The sequence below is a fragment of the Prevotella sp. BV3P1 genome, assembly GCF_000479005.1.
Taxonomy (GTDB): Bacteria; Bacteroidota; Bacteroidia; order Bacteroidales; family Bacteroidaceae; genus Prevotella.
The window spans coordinates 1-20,046 of the sequence record NZ_AWXC01000036.1; the positions used below are offsets into that span (position 1 = coordinate 1).

General features: G+C 38.5%; 14 protein-coding genes and 3 pseudogenes. 5 read left to right on the forward strand and 12 right to left on the reverse strand.

The window, feature by feature from the left end; genetic code table 11:
- Positions 1–183 precede the first annotated feature (183 nt).
- The 8 genes and pseudogenes from HMPREF1254_RS06410 to HMPREF1254_RS12460 all read right to left on the reverse strand — a co-directional run.
- Positions 184–1,629 (reverse strand): RNA-binding domain-containing protein, encoded by a 1,446-nt coding sequence (locus tag HMPREF1254_RS06410; protein WP_023057866.1) that lies wholly within the window; start codon positions 1,627–1,629, stop codon positions 184–186.
- 6 nt (positions 1,630–1,635) lie between these two features.
- On the reverse strand, positions 1,636–3,744 hold the full coding sequence (locus HMPREF1254_RS06415) for a DUF262 domain-containing protein (RefSeq protein ID WP_023057862.1): 2,109 nt from the start codon (positions 3,742–3,744) through the stop codon (positions 1,636–1,638).
- Positions 3,745–3,762: 18 nt separating this feature from the next.
- Positions 3,763–5,319, reverse strand: coding sequence for a type I restriction-modification system subunit M (locus HMPREF1254_RS06420; RefSeq protein ID WP_023057860.1), 1,557 nt, complete (start codon positions 5,317–5,319; stop codon positions 3,763–3,765).
- A 13-nt stretch (positions 5,320–5,332) separates the two neighbouring features.
- Complete coding sequence (locus HMPREF1254_RS12415; RefSeq protein ID WP_255325145.1) at positions 5,333–6,613, reverse strand: GmrSD restriction endonuclease domain-containing protein; 1,281 nt, start codon at positions 6,611–6,613, stop codon at positions 5,333–5,335.
- 67 nt (positions 6,614–6,680) lie between these two features.
- Positions 6,681–6,908, reverse strand: coding sequence for a GmrSD restriction endonuclease domain-containing protein (locus tag HMPREF1254_RS12420; RefSeq protein WP_255325146.1), 228 nt, complete (start codon positions 6,906–6,908; stop codon positions 6,681–6,683).
- Between the two features lie 142 nt (positions 6,909–7,050).
- Positions 7,051–9,894, reverse strand: a complete 2,844-nt coding sequence (locus HMPREF1254_RS06435) for a type I restriction endonuclease subunit R, EcoR124 family (protein ID WP_023057863.1) — start codon at positions 9,892–9,894, stop codon at positions 7,051–7,053.
- Positions 9,895–9,934: 40 nt separating this feature from the next.
- Entirely contained in the window at positions 9,935–10,153 is a 219-nt protein-coding gene (locus HMPREF1254_RS06440; RefSeq protein ID WP_023057853.1) for a helix-turn-helix domain-containing protein, read from the reverse strand.
- Between the two features lie 247 nt (positions 10,154–10,400).
- Positions 10,401–10,658: pseudogene (locus HMPREF1254_RS12460) on the reverse strand (helicase); the annotation flags it as partial.
- A gap of 282 nt (positions 10,659–10,940) precedes the next feature.
- Between HMPREF1254_RS12460 and HMPREF1254_RS06450 the strand changes: the two are divergent.
- Positions 10,941–11,609 (forward strand): HesA/MoeB/ThiF family protein, encoded by a 669-nt coding sequence (locus tag HMPREF1254_RS06450; protein WP_023057864.1) that lies wholly within the window; start codon positions 10,941–10,943, stop codon positions 11,607–11,609.
- Between the two features lie 20 nt (positions 11,610–11,629).
- Here HMPREF1254_RS06450 and HMPREF1254_RS06455 read toward each other — a convergent pair whose 3' ends face one another.
- The 4 genes and pseudogenes from HMPREF1254_RS06455 to HMPREF1254_RS06470 all read right to left on the reverse strand — a co-directional run bounded on the left by HMPREF1254_RS06455 (position 11,630) and on the right by HMPREF1254_RS06470 (position 14,683).
- Positions 11,630–13,027 carry an IS5 family transposase gene (locus HMPREF1254_RS06455; RefSeq protein ID WP_023057852.1) on the reverse strand — a complete coding sequence of 466 codons (1,398 nt, stop codon included), beginning with the start codon at positions 13,025–13,027 and terminating at the stop codon, positions 11,630–11,632.
- A gap of 124 nt (positions 13,028–13,151) precedes the next feature.
- Positions 13,152–13,487: pseudogene (locus HMPREF1254_RS06460) on the reverse strand (Acg family FMN-binding oxidoreductase); the annotation flags it as partial.
- A complete protein-coding gene (locus HMPREF1254_RS06465) occupies positions 13,484–14,077 on the reverse strand; it encodes a TetR/AcrR family transcriptional regulator (protein WP_036880387.1) in 594 nt (197 codons plus the stop codon). The pseudogene HMPREF1254_RS06460 and the gene HMPREF1254_RS06465, both read right to left, overlap by 4 nt.
- 228 nt (positions 14,078–14,305) lie before the next feature.
- Positions 14,306–14,683, reverse strand: a pseudogene (locus tag HMPREF1254_RS06470) (VOC family protein).
- An 82-nt stretch (positions 14,684–14,765) separates the two neighbouring features.
- On the opposite strand from HMPREF1254_RS06470, the gene HMPREF1254_RS06475 reads away from it, so the two are divergent.
- From HMPREF1254_RS06475 to HMPREF1254_RS06490, 4 genes are read left to right on the forward strand one after another with little or no spacing between them, the layout of a single operon-like run.
- Complete coding sequence (locus tag HMPREF1254_RS06475; RefSeq protein WP_023057854.1) at positions 14,766–16,754, forward strand: AAA family ATPase; 1,989 nt, start codon at positions 14,766–14,768, stop codon at positions 16,752–16,754.
- A complete protein-coding gene (locus HMPREF1254_RS06480) occupies positions 16,751–17,350 on the forward strand; it encodes a hypothetical protein (RefSeq protein WP_023057858.1) in 600 nt (199 codons plus the stop codon). The genes HMPREF1254_RS06475 and HMPREF1254_RS06480 overlap by 4 nt, the downstream gene beginning before the upstream one ends.
- Positions 17,351–17,355: 5 nt before the next feature.
- A complete protein-coding gene (locus HMPREF1254_RS06485) occupies positions 17,356–18,480 on the forward strand; it encodes a hypothetical protein (RefSeq protein ID WP_156099573.1) in 1,125 nt (374 codons plus the stop codon).
- A gap of 13 nt (positions 18,481–18,493) precedes the next feature.
- Complete coding sequence (locus HMPREF1254_RS06490; RefSeq protein ID WP_023057861.1) at positions 18,494–19,786, forward strand: DNA modification methylase; 1,293 nt, start codon at positions 18,494–18,496, stop codon at positions 19,784–19,786.
- The last annotated feature ends 260 nt before the right edge of the window (positions 19,787–20,046 follow it).

Below are 20,046 nucleotides of genomic sequence, written 5' to 3' on the forward strand. Positions count from 1 at the left end.
TTAAGTGTCTTTTGTTCGTTATCTATCGTTGTTGTCATTTTTAATCCTTAATTTTAGTTGCCAATCATATCTCAGTTACATGCCAGTTACATGGTCGGTATATGCTCCATACCCCATTATATGAGGGTTTGGGGCTAAATTTGGCACTTATTTGAACCTTCAGTTACATGGTAGTTACATGGCCTATGCCCAATATGGGATATAGTTATGCCTATTACCTCCCTCTGCATTTTCCTCTTTTATCAGTTTCGCTTCCAAAGCATCCTTGATTATCCTTGATGCCATTGGATAATTCTTATCCTCTATGCCCAGGCGTGTGCGAAGAGATTGATTGTTCATCTTTTCATTGGAGACATATTTTAGACAGGCATGTTGATAACAAGCCCTCACTCTCTCGGACTTATCCAAATCTGCAAATTTCCGATAAGAGAATACCGTTGCAGTGGTTCGGCTTTCATAGAGCTGGAAACGTACTGGTGGTAACTGATACAGTTCCACATAGAATATGGTCTTATCCATACCACTACCTTTTTCCTCACAAATGCCCATTCTGCGCATGATGTCTGCAAGAGTATCGTTTCTTGACTGATATTCATCTATGAAACGCTCCACACTGATAAGGGGTTGCCCTGGGTTGGAAAATTCAATACGATCAGAATAGATTTCAATCATCGGAAAGCCCTGTACAGCAAAATCTTGATGAATAATCATGTTTGCCGCCAATTCTCGAATGGATATTTCCGGGTACATACGAGCATCCTTTCTTAAAGCCATGCCTATCTCCTCATTGGCAGGCAGCTGGCTGTTTATCCATGCAACCATTTCTTCAAAGCCTATGGCATAGCCTTTATCGAAAGTCTGTTCACGAATGGTCTCAATCTTATTTTTGCCTTTATAGACAATGACTCTAACCATTTTTCGCTTCAGACCATCGAAATCAGATAGGTGCTTGGCAAACAGAATGGCCCCAAGTTCAGTAATACTGTAGCCAATCTCATCTTTCGTTATCAAATTTTCAGCTAAAAACCTATCCAAAATACCATTTGTATCTTGTGGAAGAGGTAAGTGCATCATGTCAAAATAAGTTTCTGCACTAAGGTAGGAGAAAACGTCTTGACCAGATAATCCATTTTTCAAGACAATTTTTTCCAAAGATTTACGATCGCCTTTCCAAATCTTAGCCTCCTTTGCAGGAAAGTCCTTCAACTTGCGTGTTATTGTGCCGACTCTAACGTATGCTTCATGTAGGAAACTTACAGGGCGATTGATTGTTGCTGGAATTTTGAAGATACAGACATGACCTTTATCCTCATAATTGAAATCGTCAATAATCTCGAAGTCTATACGAGGATTCAAGCGAGTTGATAGCCAAGATTCAAGTTCTTCGTTGCAAACCATTATTTGTTTGCCGTACAAGTCGGTGCCAACAACATCATGACTTTTATCATCAACACCGAATACAATATAGCCAAATGGCATATTACACAAATAGGAACTATTCGACAAGGCTGAGATTCTTTTCCCTACCTCTTCTTTAGAATGAAAATTGTGCTTAAACTCTAACCACTCTGTTTCTTTTGGCTTGGCAGTTAGAGCATCAATCAATTTCTTGAAATCTATATATTCCATATGACTTTATTCTCTTATAGGTTCAAGCAACATTACTAATTCAGACTCGGCAATGTCACACTTTTCAAAAAGGAATCGTAAACAGCGGAGCTTGCTTCTGTTGTCCATAGATGTCCACAAGTATTTTTGTGGAGCAATCTGTGTGCAATATCTTGTATCAGCTTGTTGGGCTGACCAAAAGAAGCCTTCAGCATCATAGAGTGTATCTACAATGTCTGTATATTGTTGTTCAACCATCTTAACCACTCGTAATAGCATTTCCTTCCATGTTGTCTCGGTATATTCGTTGCCAAAAAGACGGAAGCCTTTTAGCTGCCTGTTTGTCGGAGTGAAAGATTCCTCTTCCAGAGACACTTCATCAACAGGCTTAGGCAATGGCTTGAATGTGGTTTGTGGCAATGGATAGAGACGCAAAAATATTGCCACAATTTCATTGCTGCGATTTTGCAACTCAGTTTCAGTCCACTTCTCGCACAAAGTGACATTTTTAGTCAAGCGATACTTGGAATTTCTGTAACCTGGATATATTTCATTTCCGATTGCCTTGCCATCACGCTTTATAGCAAAAGGCTTGTTGCTAAGTTCGCTATTGATGCCTGTCAATGTCAGGTTGGCAAATGTGTGAAGGTATTTCTCTTGTATCTCTTCAAAATTATCACCAAGCATTGCTTTCCACTCTCCACTGAGTGTTTGCGGCATAATATGTTCAATAGTGGCATCCTTCTTTTTCATGTCAATAGCTACGTCATTGTATTCACCATGCACAGAATTCTCCAACCTTTCAAAGAGGAAAATTTGGAACGGCTTAAGCATGTGATAGGCATCTCGGGTCTTTATTGATTCCACAAACTGTACATCTCTTGGCAACTGATAGTTGCCATCACGACGCATAATGTGAAAAGTCAATATATCTGAATAAGAATAATCAAGTTCAATATTAGCAGAGGCATATTCTTCAAGACTTTTCAGTACATCCTTATGCAAAGCACAGAACACCTGTGTAAGTGCATTGCCAGGCATATTGCATACAATACGTCTTGCCAAGTAGTTTTCCACCAAGTCAATCACTTTGTACATTTCTGCTTCTGAAAGTTCATTAGTAGAGGCATACTTCAAAAATTGAATGAAGAATACATTGGCCACGTCTGTTTCGATATTGCAGATATGACGCATTTTCTCAGAAAGTTTGGCGGTGAAGAGTTTTGCCTCCACCACTTGCTGATAGTAATGTGCATAGTCCAACATTTCAATCAATTCTTCTTTACCGTCATGCCCTTCCATGTACTTCTTCCATTCGTAATAAATATTAGACAAACGAACAGGGCGTTGTAGCTGTTGCTTGATGGTGAGATAATCGCGCAAAAATCTTGTTGGTTGGCTTTCTGTTGCAAGTTCTATCTTTTGCCAATAGTTCTTGAAACACTCCAGTTGCTCTTCTGGTGTCAAGGACATCAGAAGATAATTGCGTATCTTGTCTGCCTCTGTAAGAGCCAATCCAGTAGAGTTAAGACTTTCAAAAATGAGCTGTGCATCATCATCTTGGTCCAATTCTATTGAAATGATTTGCAAGCGTTCGATGGCATCAAGCAATTGGTCAAATGACAATAATTGTGGTCTTCTCGTCAACTTCTCATAGAAATGACGATAATTGCGAGTAATCTTAGAGTCTTCATTAAAAGAGTCCTCATCATTAAAAATCTTGTCGTAGGCAATTCGGTCATTCTCAATAGGGACTAATTTAATTTTACGTTCGGCGTTACAGAACTTAGCATTCAAGAAAACCTCATAAGCTTCTTCAATTCTCTTCTTATCACTTATTTTTATAGCATCATCTTTCACTGCCTTTATTCCAGCCAAAAGAAGAAGTGAAATGGTGGTCAAACGTTGTTGGCCATCTATTACCAACCTATTGTAGCTATTATTATCGGCAGACGATGTGACGATAGAACCAAAGAAATGAGAATGTCTGTTTAAGCGACTTAGCTTTACCAAGTCGTTAAACAGCTGGTCGCAATTGTCTATCAACCAATCGTAATTGCGCTGATAGACAGGAATTACAAATTGGATTTTATTGCCTTCTATAAATTCATATAACGGTTTTGCATAGCCTTTCATACTTAGTTCCTTTCGTTTTTATTCAACCAATCCTAACTCTTTCAGATACCCTTCAATTTCTTTGTCAAGGTCGGCACGCTTGGCTTCCAGATCCTTGATTTCCTTCATCACGGCATGGATGTCAATAGGTTCTTCCTCCTCGAAAGTATCAACGTAACGTGGAATATTGAGGTTGTAGTTGTTTTCGGCTATCTCCTCCAAGGTGGCAAGGTGGCTGTATTTCTCAATCTCCTTGCGATCACGGTAGGTGTCAACAATCTTCTGAATATGCTGTGGGCGGAGCTTGTTTTGTGTCTTTATCTTCTCAAAATCCTTGCTGGCATCAATGAAGAGAATACTGTCGTCTTCCTTACGGCATTTCTTAAACACCAGAATACAGGTAGGGATGCTTGTTCCATAGAAGATGTTGGCAGGCAGACCGATGATAGCATCCACATAGTTTTTCTTTTCAATGAGGAAGCGGCGGATTACCCCCTCAGCATTTCCACGGAAGAGAACACCATGAGGAGCAACGCAAGCCATAGTTCCACCCTCGTTTAAGTGATAAAGCATGTGGAGGATGAACGCATAATCAGCTGTCTTGCGTGGAGCAAGCCGTCCTGCCTTGCTGAAACGGTCATCATTGTTGAACTTATCAGCAGCACTCCACTCTGCTGAGAACGGAGGGTTGGCAACAACGGCATCAAACTGAGTGTCACCAAAGGCATCGGCTTCGAGTGTGTCGCCATTCTCTATACGGAAGTTGCTGAATTTGATGCCATGAAGGAGCATATTCATGCGAGCAAGATTGTAGGTCGTGGGATTCTTCTCCTGTCCGAATATCTCATTAGCATGTCCTATACTTGCTGCACGGAGCAGCAAAGAGCCGCTACCGCAGGTTGGATCATAAACATTGCGAAGGCGTGCATGGCCGATGGTTACAATTTCAGCCAAGATACGGCTAACTTCCTGCGGAGTATAAAACTCACCGGCTTTCTTTCCTGCACCGGCGGCAAACTGGCTAATCATATACTCATAAGCATCGCCAAGAATATCAATCTCTTGTGAAGCCTCTACGCCAAAATCTATGTCATCGAGGGCAAGAAGTACGTTACTGACCAATGTATTTTTATCCTCGGCAGTCTTTCCCAATTTAGGCGAGGCGAGGTCTATGTCTGAGAACAAACCGCCAAAGTCCTCCTCACTGTCTTGCCCCAGAGTACTATCTTCAATACGCTTCAAAGAACGCTCAAGTATCGGCAGGATATTATCTTTCTTTTTAATACTCTCAATAACGGATGAGAACAAGAAGTTAGGTTCTATGAAATAGCCAATGTTTTCGATACATTCGGTCTTTACGCTCTCTTGTAGCTCTTCTATATCGGTATCTTTTTCCATTGCCCATAATTCTTTGAAGGTAACATCGTCATCCACTAAGGCGTCATTGGCATGTTTCTCTATCTTCTCCGACAAATACTTGTAGAAGATAAAGCCAAGGGTGAAATACATGAAGTCACTTGCCGACATATTGCCACGCAACTTGTTTGCGACTTCCCAAAGTTGGTCACGGAGTTTCTGTTGTAATTCTTCGCTCATATTGTTTTTTTTGTTATTGCAAATAAAATTCCTTAATCTGTTTTGTTAATAGTTCTTTCCTCTTTTGTATAAATTCAAGGAAGAAGTCTAGACTATAATCATTCATTTCTGGAATATGATGACGCTTTTTGAAATTTGTATCGCGACTTTTAAGCCAAATGTCAAATGGTTTTGCATTCTTAGACTTATTTTCAGAATCATCTAATAACTCTAAGTTTAATATTGTATTAAAATAATTTGTATATTTCTGTATTGTAGAGTCATCATATCCTCTTGCACGAAGATTTTTTATCTTAAATTCATTTTGAGGGAATATATGGTCTTCATTGTATTTCTTATCTTTCCAGTCTCGACCAGGATATAGCAACGATAAAATAAGATAACTATATCGTGTCCCATAATTATATTGCAACAGATTCTCTATCTCCATATCATTGAATGTCATCTCTGTTTTAAGTTCTTTGCTAATTTCAGCATAAGGGAAATATTCCGATGTTGCTCTTACAACGGGACGCATTAAATTCAATTTATTATCTGTTGCACTACCTAAAGCACCCTTAAGAAGCATCATTATAATCCATCTCTGAATATTATTTTGGTCTTCAACATCTTTAATGTATGATGATGTTAGATAGCCTTTTGGCTTCCTTTGTAAATATTGTGCCACAGGAAGTAAAGTTAATCTTGCAACTAAATTCTTGTCAGTAAAACCATATTTACTAATTAACTGAATACTATTAGAAATAGCATCTTTTGTTTCTTCCCAATGGTCTTCGATACATTCAAGATTTTTTCTTGTAAAAGAACTTATTTTATATTGTATGGGCAGATTTTCGGTCAGATACATCGCTCCTTTCATAACAAAATCTTTGCCGAAATTATAACCATTTCCTATTTTGTTGATTTCATCTGTAAATTTATTTATTTCTTCTCTTGCATTAAGGTTTCGCCATTTAGCTGTTGCTGTTGATAGAAGAATATCGCTGTACTCTAATTTCTGTCCACCTGTATTAGTACGGATAAATATTTCAAGTACTTTGTCATAATCATCTGATTTTTCCTCGTAATAGTTGATATTTTGAGTAACATTGACAACACTGAACAATTTACTAATCATTTTTCTTGCTCGTTTTTTTGTATCTTCGTCAAATCCATTAAGGTCATTTTCTATAGAATCCTTTGCATCTTCAGCATCGTCATAATTCAATATATCACCAACTCGATACCACAGTTGAGGATAGTCTGTTCGTGGTAATATTTGATTATTTTCCTTAAAAAGGAATTGATAAGTCATTTCCTCTGGATTATCATCTCCTTTATCCCATAGAAGATTCAAGTAAAGTCTCGTTGTCCTCCATTTTCTATAAAAAAAAACGATATGTACCACGAAGGGCGATGTTGATTGATGTTATTCTCTGTTGTCCATCAAGAACTAAATATATATCCTGATTAACTCCATCAAGATTTGCCTCCTTGTTGTGAGGAGTCGCTTGATCAAAATCCTTTATGAATTCATAGGAAGTCCAATCCTTTTTCTTTTCTTCTCTTATTTTCCAAAATAAGAAAGAACTAATAGGATAACCACACATTATCGAATCAAATAGTTTTTCTACTTGGTATGGATTCCATACATATTCTCACTGTATAGCAGGTAGAAATGTGTTTCTACCTATTCTTTCAGATATTAAATCTTTGATTGTTGTATTAAAATATGCCATGTCGATTTTTATTTTAGTCCCAGGAAAATATTCTGATGATACTACGTAATCTATCCATTACCCTTGTCAGAGATTTTCGAGTCTTTATCAGACCAAGATGTTTCTCTTTCAACGCCTCTTGTATAATTTCTGGTTGTTCCTTTTGCAAGTAGTCATATTCAGATAAGTAATGATTGAGAACAGATACATCCAAGCCCTCTTCTTTTGCAAGTTTATCTACTGCATTGTTCCGCTCAGTAGTGATGTAATTGTTCAATCGTTCTTCAAGGTCGCTTGTACCGTCAAACTTCTGTTTGCGTGCCATAAAGTTATCTCGGTCATTATCCACGTTCTGCTGTATAAAGCCATCAATCAGTTTTGCTTTGTTACGTAACTCGGCATCTTTAATCATCGTATCAATAATATACGTACGTTTTTCCTTATAATCTGCGCTGTAAGGATTGAGATCAGCAATTAGTTCAAGTATGTAAGTTACATTGATAATATCGCTATGCAACAATTCCAAACAGAAATCAATATCATCAATACCTGACTCTGTTGAAGTTTCCGTGGACTCTGTATCTTCGTCAGGCGTTTGATTTTCTTCTGAAGGCTTACAGCCACCAGCAAATGTATCGTAAATATCAAGGTATTTGCTTCGGAAGTCCATAAATTGCTGTTCTGTCATACCAAGATCTGCAGCATCTTCTTCAAATTCATCGTAAACCTGAATCTCTGCATGTTTCTTAATGACATCACGGAATGCGAGGATAAACTGCTTTTTATCTTTCTCACTCTGCAACAAATCTATGCTGCTGGGAGTTGGGTATTGTTCTAAGAAGTTTGTCGTAAGTTCCTGATAATTCTTCTTGACTTCATTAAAAGGCGGACGGACAATATCTTCAAGATTATTGCTGTTACTGAAAAGCTTGATAGAAGCATCCACATTGCTTTTCAAATCGCGGAAGCAAACAATCTTGCCAAAACGTTTCTTTTCATTCAAAACACGGTTTGTACGACTGAATGCTTGTAATAATCCATGATAGTCCATATTCTTATCCACATAGAGTGTATTGAGTTTCTTGCTGTCAAAGCCCGTTAGGAACATGCCGACTACCAGACAAAGGTCAAGTGGCTTCATGTCTGTTTTCTTTTTCTTCATACGAAGATTGATGTCATCATAATATGCACGGAAGTTTTCTGTAGTGAAACTTGTACCGAACATATCATTGTAGTCATCCATAATAGCCTGTAACTCATCTGCTTCGCCCGTACTTTCACTCACATAGCTACCAGTATTCATACCTGTAAGGGCATCGTCCTGACTGCTGTTAGATGCGTATGTAAACACGGCTCCTATTCTTATTTTGGGATTAAGACTCTTGAATATTTTATAATATCGAATAAGCGTTGACACAGACTGCACGGCAAACAAAGCATCAAACTCGCCATCAAATGTTGATTTATTGAAATTATTAAGGATAAATTTGGCAATTTCCGTCATACGGTTTTGGTTAGCATTGTCTACATCGGCATTGCCATGATAATATTCTACGAGGAAACCAAGTACATTTTCATCAGCAATAGCATCCTTTATCAGATACTTGTGGAGGCAATTGCCGAAGATTTCCTTTGTTGTATGACCATCCACAGCATTCTCAACGAAGATTGGCGTACCTGTAAATCCGAATATCTGTGTGTTGTCGAAAAACCTGACGATATTCTTGTGGCAATCTCCGAAATGACTACGATGACACTCATCAAAAATCATCACGATACGAGCATGACGGATTTCTTCAATCTGCCTGCTATACCACTGCTTACTTACAGCGGCATTGAGCTTCTGGATGGTGGTGATGATAATTTTGGAATTACCATGAAGGCGCTTCACAAGTTCATCTGTGTTATCGGTACTGTCAACAGCACCAGGCTCAAATGCCTCATATTCGGACTGCGTCTGTGTGTCAAGGTCGTGTCTGTCAACTACAAACATAACCTTGTTCACATCGTCCAATTCGGCTACAAGCTGGGCAGCCTTAAATGAAGTCAGCGTTTTTCCCGCACCAGTTGTATGCCATATATAGCCATTGTTATTGGAATTTTTCACACGGTCAAGTAACTTCTCAACGGCATAGAACTGGTAAGGACGCAACACCATCAGGCATTTATCTCCTTCGTGCAGAACGATATACTTGCCTATAATCTTGCCTAACGTGCATTTATCAAAGAAGCTGGTGGCAAACTTTTCCAGTTCATTGAAAGGAACATTAGCCGCATCTGTCCAATTGAACGTGAATTTGTAACCACTATTCGAATTGTTGGCAAAATAACGCGTGTTCACTCCGTTGGAGATAACAAACAGCTGCACATAGTCAAACAGGCCATGGAACGAAGTCTTATGATAACGTTGTATCTGGTTGTAAGCCTGTTTCAGCTCTACCCCTCTGCGCTTCAATTCTATCTGGACCAAAGGTAAACCATTTATCAGTATCGTCACGTCATAACGACACTTCTTTCTTCCTTCAACAGTAATCTGATGGGAAACCTGAAACTCGTTCTGACACCAGTGGGTGTGGTTCAGAAATTCGACCCACAGGCGTTCTCCATCATCCAGTTCTAGCGGAAAGAGGTCACGAAGTTTTTTTGCCTTTTCAAAACGTGTGCCACCCTCAAGATAAATCAGGATTTTCTCAAATTCGGCTTCAGTAAACTCTGTGCGTCCAATCTCTTCCAGTCTCTTCCTGTTATGTTTCTCAAGTTGACTTTTGAAATTTGTCCAGAGATTTTTCTCTTCTTCAATCTCTACATATTCATAGTTCATTTGCTGAAGAGTAGCAATGAGTCCGTTCTCAAGAGCAGCTTCACTTTGTACTGGCATATTTATTATTCTTTAGTTATTATTTGTTTAACATATAAGGTTATTCTTCGGTTGACCTAAGTAATTCTCTCACATCAACCTTTAGCACCTTGGCGATTTCAAGAAGGTTCTCAAGGGACGGCTGCACTTTATTGGAGCACCACCGAGAAACGGTATTCTCTGTACGACCTATTTCATTCGCCAGCCATTTGCCAGACAATTGTTTTTCTGCCAAAACAGCTTTAATCCTATTTATCGCCTTTTTCTGTTGATTTATCATTGTATATTGCAGAGTAGGTAAGTACAAAGATACACTTTTAAGGTTGTTTCTCCAACCATATTTAAAAGTAATTGATTTTTCCGTATAAAATTCTTGTTTTAGAATTGTATTTCATCGAAAAACGATTATCTTTGCATTATATAAGGTTAAGTGTTCTTTGAGGCATTGCAGAATAAAGAGAGGGAAAGAAACTCGCTCGTTTCCATCTCGTAACCCATTTACCCTTTATTTATTCTTATTTTATTGACTATCTGAAAGATACAGTATTCTTGAATCTTTTGCGGGCGTAGTCTGTTGCAATAAGCATCTTTGCCCTTTCCTCACTCTCACTCAGAGGTGCACGTCCTAAGATTGTAGCATCGCCACTCTTGGCAAACTCCATCAGTTTGCCGATAAACACCTCCTGTTCGGGCGTGGGTGGTATATTATGCAGAATCTCATTCTTTTCAGGGCGGTCGATACCGATGTCCTTGGCTGTACGAAAATCGCAAATCTCCGCATAAAATCGGATTGTAGAGAGCTAATAACCTGGAATTGAGAAGGTAATAATAAGCTTACTCGGCGAAGGGGAACGAATAAGAAACGAGCGAGTTTCTCTTTCTCTCTTTATTCTGCAACACTTCAAAGAACTCTTAATTCTCTCGCAAAGATACTGCTTTTAGGGCAGAAGAGATTGTATTACCTTGAATTTCTCTTCGCAAAACTCATAATAAATCATACTCGCATATAGAATTACCCTTTCGGGTATTGCAGGAATGCATATAAGATGAGAACTTTGCCAGCGTAAATGTCTAATCAAAATAATATTCAGACGAAACGATACGAACGAAATCGAATCTACATTTCCGATGAAGATCAAATAAAAATCAAAGATTTTAGAGTCTTACTTGCTGGTGCAGGAATAGGAAGCAATGTTGCGGAAACTTTGTTGCGAATAGGATTTGAAACTATAACGTTGGTCGATGGAGATGTGGTGGAGGAGAGCAATCTCAATAGGCAGAACTATACGAAGGAAGATTTGGGTATCCCTAAGGTAGAGGCATTGAAAAAACGACTGCTCAGCATCAATCCTAAAGCACAAATATCGACCATAAACACATTTATTGATCACAATAATATAGAGGATATTGTCGCAGGGCATGATGTGGCAATCAATGCTCTTGATTTCAAAAGTGACATTCCTTTCGTTTTTGATCGCTTATGTGCCAAGTTGGGAGTTTATATACTACATCCCTACAACATTGGGTTTGCAGGTATTGTTATGGTTGTTTCTCCCGATGGAGCGAACTTAGAGAGCTTGCTCTCTGAGGGAGAGAGTTATTTGGGATTTGAAAAACGAGCCGTACAGTATGTTACAGACTATTTCAACTATTGGGTTCGACCCAAAATATGGATAGAAGAGGTGATACGAAAGTATGAAGACGAGGGAATGACTTTGCCCCCCGCAACTATCTAGTCGTCCCTCAAGAACTCGACTTACAACCAGCAAAAGGTATTGGATAACACCTTTGTTTCGTTAAAGTTGGAACCCACTCCTTGAATACTCCATTTTATCATGGTTCGAATAAGGCACAAAAGAAACCGCATGGCTCTTTTGAAGTTAAATGCAGCCGCAGCGAGCATCACGTTGATGGCATCACCCAAGAGACCCTTGTAGAAGTTCCTCCCCAATCGATGATCTGCCTTGCAGTGCCCTATGACAGGCTCTATTCCTGCTCTCTTGCGGAAGAACCTTTGTTTTTTCTTTTTCGTGTGTGGCGAGTCGCTTGCCTTGGGAACGCCGGGTATCATGATGTTCGTCTCTCCGCACGTTTCCTGCCCGCGATACCCTCTGTCCCCCGCGAGTCTTTTGATTTTCCTGCCATAGACCCTGCCGACCTGCTCCATTGCCTTGTCTATCGTATGACCGTCGTATTCATTACGGAAAGATAATGCACCGACAATGAGACCATTCCACAGTCTGACAAGGGAGACTTTATTGCCGAACTCGTATTTCTTGTGGTCCTTCCCCTTGCTGATGCACAACACGTCCGGCTCATGAAGGGAGTAGATCTTATGACCGTCCATTCTCTCGCCGTTAACGAACTTCATGCAGACCTCAATACGTTCTTGGTAAGAGTTCTCAGGGGGCAAATTTCGAACCAGCTCGCGCAACAGTCTTCCGGCGATGGTGCGCATCCGACGGTCGGCCTTCCTTACCTTGACTGAACTGTTCTTCCTGCCACGGAAACGCTGCACAAGCTTAAGTCTCTTGATTTCCCTGGCATAGCTTTGGCGCACCTTGAGGTGCTCTGCATGAGCCACGTCGCGGCAGAAACCGATGATTTTATTGAGGAGTTTCGAATCCGTGGGGAACGTGACGTTCTTCTCCTGCACGATAGAGTCGATAAAGGCTGTCTGCTCGGTGTCGGACTTGCGTCCACGACCGTCCTTGCCGTCATTTCTGTTTTCATTCTCTTTCCGCTTGTCGTTAAGCAGCAGATTTACCCGGATGCTCTCCTTGAGAATCAACTCCATACCCGCTTCGCCAATGCGATGGCGGAACTCCACGAGTTCTGTCGGTACGCAAGGTTTGGCGATGGTGAAGGATTCCATTCCGCAAAAATACTGGTAGTAGGCGTTCTCCGAGAACTGCTCCACGACGCTCTCGTCCGAGACGTTGCGAATATGCTTCAGCACTATAAGACCGACCATCAGGCGGATAGGCTTGGCCATGCGTCCGTTGTCCTTACAGTACAAGGGGGCAAAGGAACGCTCAAAGGTTTCCCAATTTATCAGATTGGCAAGTTTATACATTGGATGGGTGGGATTGAGCATGGATGCCAAGTCCCAAAACATTGATACCTGATGGGTGTTGGATGGAGATTTATACATTGTTGATTTGCAAGATTTTACTATGCAAAGATACAAAAGCTTGTAGATATATGCAAATAATAGAAATGTTATTTTATTGATAATCAATAGGTTATTTGCTTTTCAAGGGACGACTATTTAGGTTTTCTTGCGAAAGTCTGATTTTTATAACACCATTTTCCGTAATCGTCACATTTGTCTTATATCCTTTATGGCTCGCCGCGATACAGAGGTTTTCGGCAGCACAACCAAGACTGACAAACAATTCCCGGTTGTTGGGATCTACGGCCGGCAGCGATTTTGTGAAGTCTGGATAAATGTCTATCACCGATTTACATATCTTAAACAACCACGGCTGAGTATTATGTCCGGATGGAGCTTTTACCGCATGTTCTATCATAAACAGATAATCTGTGTTTTGGGCGAATATGTTGCTCATTGTTCCTATGAATATAATAAATGTTATAAATAAATTTCTCATTGTTGAATTTCTTTTATCCATAAGTCTATTATCGAATCTATCCCCTTTGTTATCTGCTCCCATCCGTTATCACTTCGCAAGTCGATACCGTTATATATCGGATTTCGTTCTTCCATCAGAGACAGATAACTGATAGATGCAGAAATGATACTTGCCAACGAAGCCACTTCTGAATCCTGAGAACATGTCAGTTGACTTACTCTTTTTATCAAATTACAGCCATTTTGTTCTCTTCTTTCACATAAACGGCTAATATTCTCATTTTCAGTGGAGAGTTCCCATCTGCACAATCGCTTTAATGTAATATCATTCCTCAGCCGTATGATTTGCTCTTTGAACAGGCGTTTAAGACTTCCTCCGATGTCAGACGGTTTGATTATGTCCATATCCGTATTCGCCCAATAATCTTTTTGGAGGAGATATTGTGCAATCAATTCATCAATCCCTCCAAAATATCTGTATATGAGCATTTTGGAAACTCCTGCCCTTTGGGCTATTGCATTCACGCCTATTTTTTCAAAACCGTCGTTTTCAATAATACTCCCGACGGCTTCAAGGATTCTCTTTTCTGTATGTTCCCTGTCTTTCATTTTATTCTTAAATAAAATGTTACCGATAAGTAACAGCAAAGATACGTTACTTGTCGGTAACATACAAAGAAATATACGAAAAACTACTCTTTTTGTATAAAATTTAACATTTGATCAAAGCAATGATTAAAAGGAATTAGAGATTATCCATATCGAACTTGGCTACCTCATTATAAGTCGTGTTTTTGAGCCTTGAAAACGGTATTTCCGGCATATGAAAAATTTCATTTAAACGGTAATCTCTATCAAATTACCCTCAAAGCCCACAATACAGCTCTCGTAATAACCATCACGGTAGTTCTTGGTCCATCAGTCACTTCAAAGCCATCTATCTTTAATTGAGCCGCTAGCGTATCCACTTGTTCTTTACTTCCCACGCTGAAGGAAAGGTGAATAAAGCCCGTTCTGTTTTTCTCTTTCTCGCCATCTGCCATTTGCGGTTTGGTCATCACCTCCAATCGTACATTGTCGTCGAAAGACAAGAAGAAAGAGCGGGAACCTGTCTGTATATTATGGTAACCGAATATTGGGCTTTGCCCTAAAATCTCGCACGAAGAAATCTCTTGCACCTTCGGGAGTACATACATATAAATTCTTTCCATAAATAGATTAGTTTAAAAAAACTTGATTAAATTTCTGATAGACGCGAAAAAAGTTGTATATTTGCTGTTTATAAAAGACCAACTTTATGAGTCGTCAAATTTTTTTACCAGAATTGATAAGTATAAGCATTAAGAATTATACTTTATACCCAAATGGGTTAGATTACACTTACGATTTTGTCGAGGGTGTCAATCTCGTTTTAGGGGGTAATGGTATGGGTAAGACAACATTCGTCAATATCATCAAATTTGGCTTAATTGGTCTTTATAGAAAGGCGAAAGATTTAACCCGTACCTATATGGAACGAGCTATCGTCAAAAGACAATTGTATGAATCAGACTATTTCTCTGCTCGAAAGGATGACAGTATATCTACGGATGGTATTGCTCAAGTAGTTTTGAAATTTAAGATCAATAATACAAGTTTTGAGGTGACTCGTAGTTTGGAAGATGGTCGTTTGTTGTCTGTTATAATAGACGGAATACCATTAGAAGGTATCCCTATAACCGAAAATCGCTATGAACGAGTAAATGATTCTGAACAGACTCAGTATCTTCTTTATCAATATGAGAAAAAAATCCAAGAGTTCTCCAATTTGACTTTCGATGACTTGATTTTTTTTGTGAACGAGATACTCTTCTTTGGAGAGAATCATAATACTGTTCTTTGGAACGATGGGATTGATGGACGCACAGATGTCCAGAACGAATTGTTCAACAAGTATTTTAATGAGCCAGCGTTAGACCTAGAACGTCAGGAAATGCAACGTCAAGCCAAGTATTTTGATAGTTTATCTCGACATAAGTCAGAAGATATGCGTGTGATAACTAAATTGCTGGAAAAAATTAAGGTATCCAAATCAGATAAAAGTACCGAGGCATCTCCATCTATTGATATTATTGAACTGAAAAGACGCATAGAATTAGTTGTTGAAGAATTGGCCTCCATCCAGACTACTCAAAAATCTCTATCAAAAAAGATATGTATCCTTCAAGGAGAGATAAATAGAGATAGTCTTAATGCTACTAAACTTGACGATGAAAAAAAACAGATAGAAAAAGAGATGAATGCCAGTATGTGGGAAACCCTTCATCCTATGTACAATGCGTTTATCAAGAATATCCAACTAAATCATTTGTGCCCAATATGTAGTCATGAGGTTGAAGACCTAGTGAAGAGGGTGAATGATTCTTCCACAAATTGTTTCGTCTGCGGAAATGAGATACATGTATCAACAGACGTAGGCCTCTCTACTAAATATAAAGAAGTGATTTCTGCCCGCAATAGTCTCTATCAAGGAATTACAAATAAACAACGTAAGATCAATGCTATAGAAGAGACTCAGAACCGTCTTGACAATGACTTTCGCGAAAAAGACCTACAACGTCGTATCTTACTTCAGCGATTGCGCGAGCAAGAATATAAACGCTCAGATGCTGCTGAACCAGACAATTTACGGGCTTTAGATGATGAATATAACAAGTATTCACGAGAAAAAGCAGAATACCAGAAAAAAAGTGAAGAATTTAGGAATAAATCTCTGGAACTGACAAACAGAATTGAAGGAGAAATACTAGCCAATGTCACTCGATTCTCTGCAATTTTTGCAGGATTTGCAGAACGTTTTCTTGGGGTTTCTTGTTCATTAGAATACAATAGTTATGATGACCGTCCCAAACGTTTTTACCCCGTTATTGATGGTAAGGTGAGGAAACAAGAGGAATCATTGTCTGAATCTCAGCGTTTTTTCGTTGACCATTCGTTTAGAATGAGTATCCTAACATTTTTTTATCAGTCGCCATCTTTTTATATCGTTGAGACTCCGGACAGTAGTCTTGACCTATCTTATGAGAAGAATGCTGCTAAGGTTTTCCTACAATTTTTGCGGAAACCTAATATCGTGATTGTGACATCCAATCTTAATAACAGTTCGTTTATAGATCATTTGATTTCAGAACATGGTATCCGTTTGTCAATGGTAGGATTATTGGATATTGCCAAACAATCGTCTATTCAAGGTGGTAACGAACAGATAAAATCTATGTATAATGAAATAAAAAACAGAATACAATGAGTAACAAAGAAGAGTTGATGATGGCTAATGCAGACCTGATGACCATTGTCGCCCATGCAAAGAAAATCGGTTGGAATTCAATGAGCGTTAGCACTCTTCAGCGTGTAATCTATCTAATGAAGGTGTTATACTCTTTTAGTCATAATACAGAGAATGAGTTCAAGCTATACCATTTTAGTGTCACCATATTCGGACCATATTCCGATTTGGTATATAAAAGCCTTGCCTTTCTTTTGTCATCTCAGCGTTTGTTGGGTGATATAGATGGTGATGTTTGGCAAAATTCATCTGACGGTGTTGATACCGTTAGTGATGAGAAGCAAAAATGGATTGATGTAATTTTTCTCATCCTTGGCAAATATGGGGAAAGTAAAATTTTCAGTTTTATTATCAATGATCCACAATACGAACAGTCTGTTAAAGCTAACCTCAGTTCAGAGATTAGTACAGATTTGGAGAATGATACGTTAAAAGTCCTCCATGATTTCAAGAATGCTTTTGAGAGAACATTGGTTGACACGTCAACTATTAGTAAAGAGGAATATATTAGTCTTTATTTCGACTATCTTTTCAGTCAGATTATCAGTAAGAGATGAAAATCATGAGTATAGGTAGATTTTCCAATAATCCTGAATTCATGCGTATGCTTGAAGAGAAGCAATCAGATATCTTACGGCGTACCAATGATGGTATTCAAGAAACATGGCAGTTTCAGCAGTTGTTGTCTCTGTTTGCAGAATGTCGTCGAAAAAACAAAGAGTGCGATTACCGTCTGATTCTCATCAGCAAAACAGACTTACTTAATCTTTGTTCTGATGCAGAGGTTAAGGTGCAAGAGTTATTCCACCTTCATGCCTTTCTTACCAATAGAACGGTACGTGTGGATTCTAATTTTAGCGTACTGAATAACAATAATGATGTGTTCCCTAACAATAATAATGATGCCCGTCGGTATTTTGCGGCTTTGTCGAATACAGCTGAAGATCTGATAGCTTTCCATGTAGCCCCTAATGCTACTATTAATTATTTTATTGATGGTAGTGATTATGGAGATGGAGTGTTCTATACACTTGAGGCTCAGAGTCGTTATGAAGAATTAAAGCCTATAGAACAGTTAGAGAAGGTTCTGGATGAGTATCGTGTAAACCTGACTCACCAAGATACTTACCTCAAGTTCTTTGTGCCCAAAGCCGGTCTTCGTGCCCTACGAATTTCGATGAAATCAACTGAAAATGAAAAGACCTTTTTAGAGGATTATAAACATCTTTTAAACAATAAACCCGAAGAATTATTTAGGGAAGATATGCGAGAGTATATCAAACAACACATGAGGGTCGTAGTTTCGCGTGAAGTCATGTTGGAAGATCTGGATCGCTTAGATATTGTACTAACAGACGAGATGGGTAGTGATTTGTATTTTATAGAGGTCAAATGGGTTGGTGAGAGTATCCATAACAATGGTCAGAAATTAGGAACTGAATACAAAGCATCTCCACGCATTAGACCAGAAGCAATCAAACAAGTACTTGGCTATATAGATAATTTATTGGCAGAGAAAAAAAATGTGAAGATAGGTTATCTCGCGGTTTTTGATGCCCGCAAAGAGGATAAGGTTGATACCGGTAGAGGAATAAAAGAAACTGACTATCCGGAAAATTTAAAGAAACATTTTCCGAGGTTTCTCAAACTTCCAGACTTCCGTATCAAAAATATTAATCCCAGATAAGGAAACATAGGGAATGAAAGATTATCCTTTGATAGATTACACAGAGAAATATAACTCTATTATGGTATTTGACAAAAATAGGGATGTTTTTGTTCATAGATGGTATCCTTTTGTGGAGGGTTACTCTAAGGAGTTTATAGAGGAGATTATCCAGGAACTACCTTCCCCCCCAAAATGTGCTATGGAACCTTTCTGTGGGAGTGGTACGACCCCTGTCGAATTACAGAGTCATAACGTTAAATGTTATAGTTTTGAGGTGAGTCCCTTTATGCATCTTTTGACTAAAGTCAAACTTGAACAGACTTACGACGAATTAACATTTAAATATTATAGAAACAAAATAGCAGACTCATTGTCAAATCCATTACAAGATATTCGAACTAAGGAATCTGTACCCTTTGGTCATACGGTTGTGTATAAAACTGGTATGAGAAAATGGAATTTTCACAACACATCACTTGACGGTATTCTTGATATCCGTCATGCCATTCGTATGGAAATTGATGATGAGAGATATAAAAAACTATTTACTATTGCTCTGGCTTCTATTATTTTGCAATCTAGCAATATGTTTCGCAATGGTAAATGTTTGTCATATAAAAAAGATTGGGAAACGCGAATTTATAGCAGAATAGATATTCATAAACTTTTTCTTGCTAAATTAGACGGTGTTATCGCAGAGGATATTAAAATTATCTCTTCGAAACCAACGGTAGTGAATAACACGAATATATGTTATTTGGGTGATGTTCGTAAGGGTATTGAGGAAGTACCAGATAACTCTTTGGACTTAATAATTACTTCTCCTCCATATTTAAACTCCCGTGACTATACAGATATTTATATGTTAGAATTAAAAGTGCTAGAATTAGTAAATAGTCACGAGGATTTAAGGAATCTTCGAAAGAGCACTCTCCGCTCACATGTCCAAGTAAAATATTCAGAATTAAAGCCAATAGATAACTCACGTTTAGAAAAGTGCCTTTCTGATATGAAAAACTCAAAGACAAAGAGTTGGAATACGGATATTCTCAATATGATTTGTGGATATTTTGAAGATATGGAGACACTTTTCTCAGCTTTTAAGAAGAAAATGCGTGTAGGAGGTGTGATTTACTTAAATGTGGCTAATTCCGCTTATTTTGGAGTAGAGGTACCTGTTGACTATATCATAGGTGATATAGCTGAAAAAAATGGCTTTTGTGTTCGTGAAATTAGAAAAGCTCGTGATATAAAAGCTAGTCCACAACAAAGTAAGATGATTGGAAAACTACGAGAAAGTGTATTGGTAATTGATAAAAGATAAGATAACTTCTTCCTCGATAAAATATCTCTTTTCAAGACAAAAAAATATGTCCTATTATAAATCCATTTCCCAAATCCTGTGAAACCACACAAAATTTGAGATCTTCACAAAAGCAAGTGCTTTGGTCGTCTATTTTGCTACTCATTGATATATTATGTAAGTTATCCCTCAAGAACCCAACTTACAACCAGCAAATGGTATTGGATAACACCTTTGTTTCATTAACGTTGGAATCCACTCCTTGAATACTCCATTTTAGG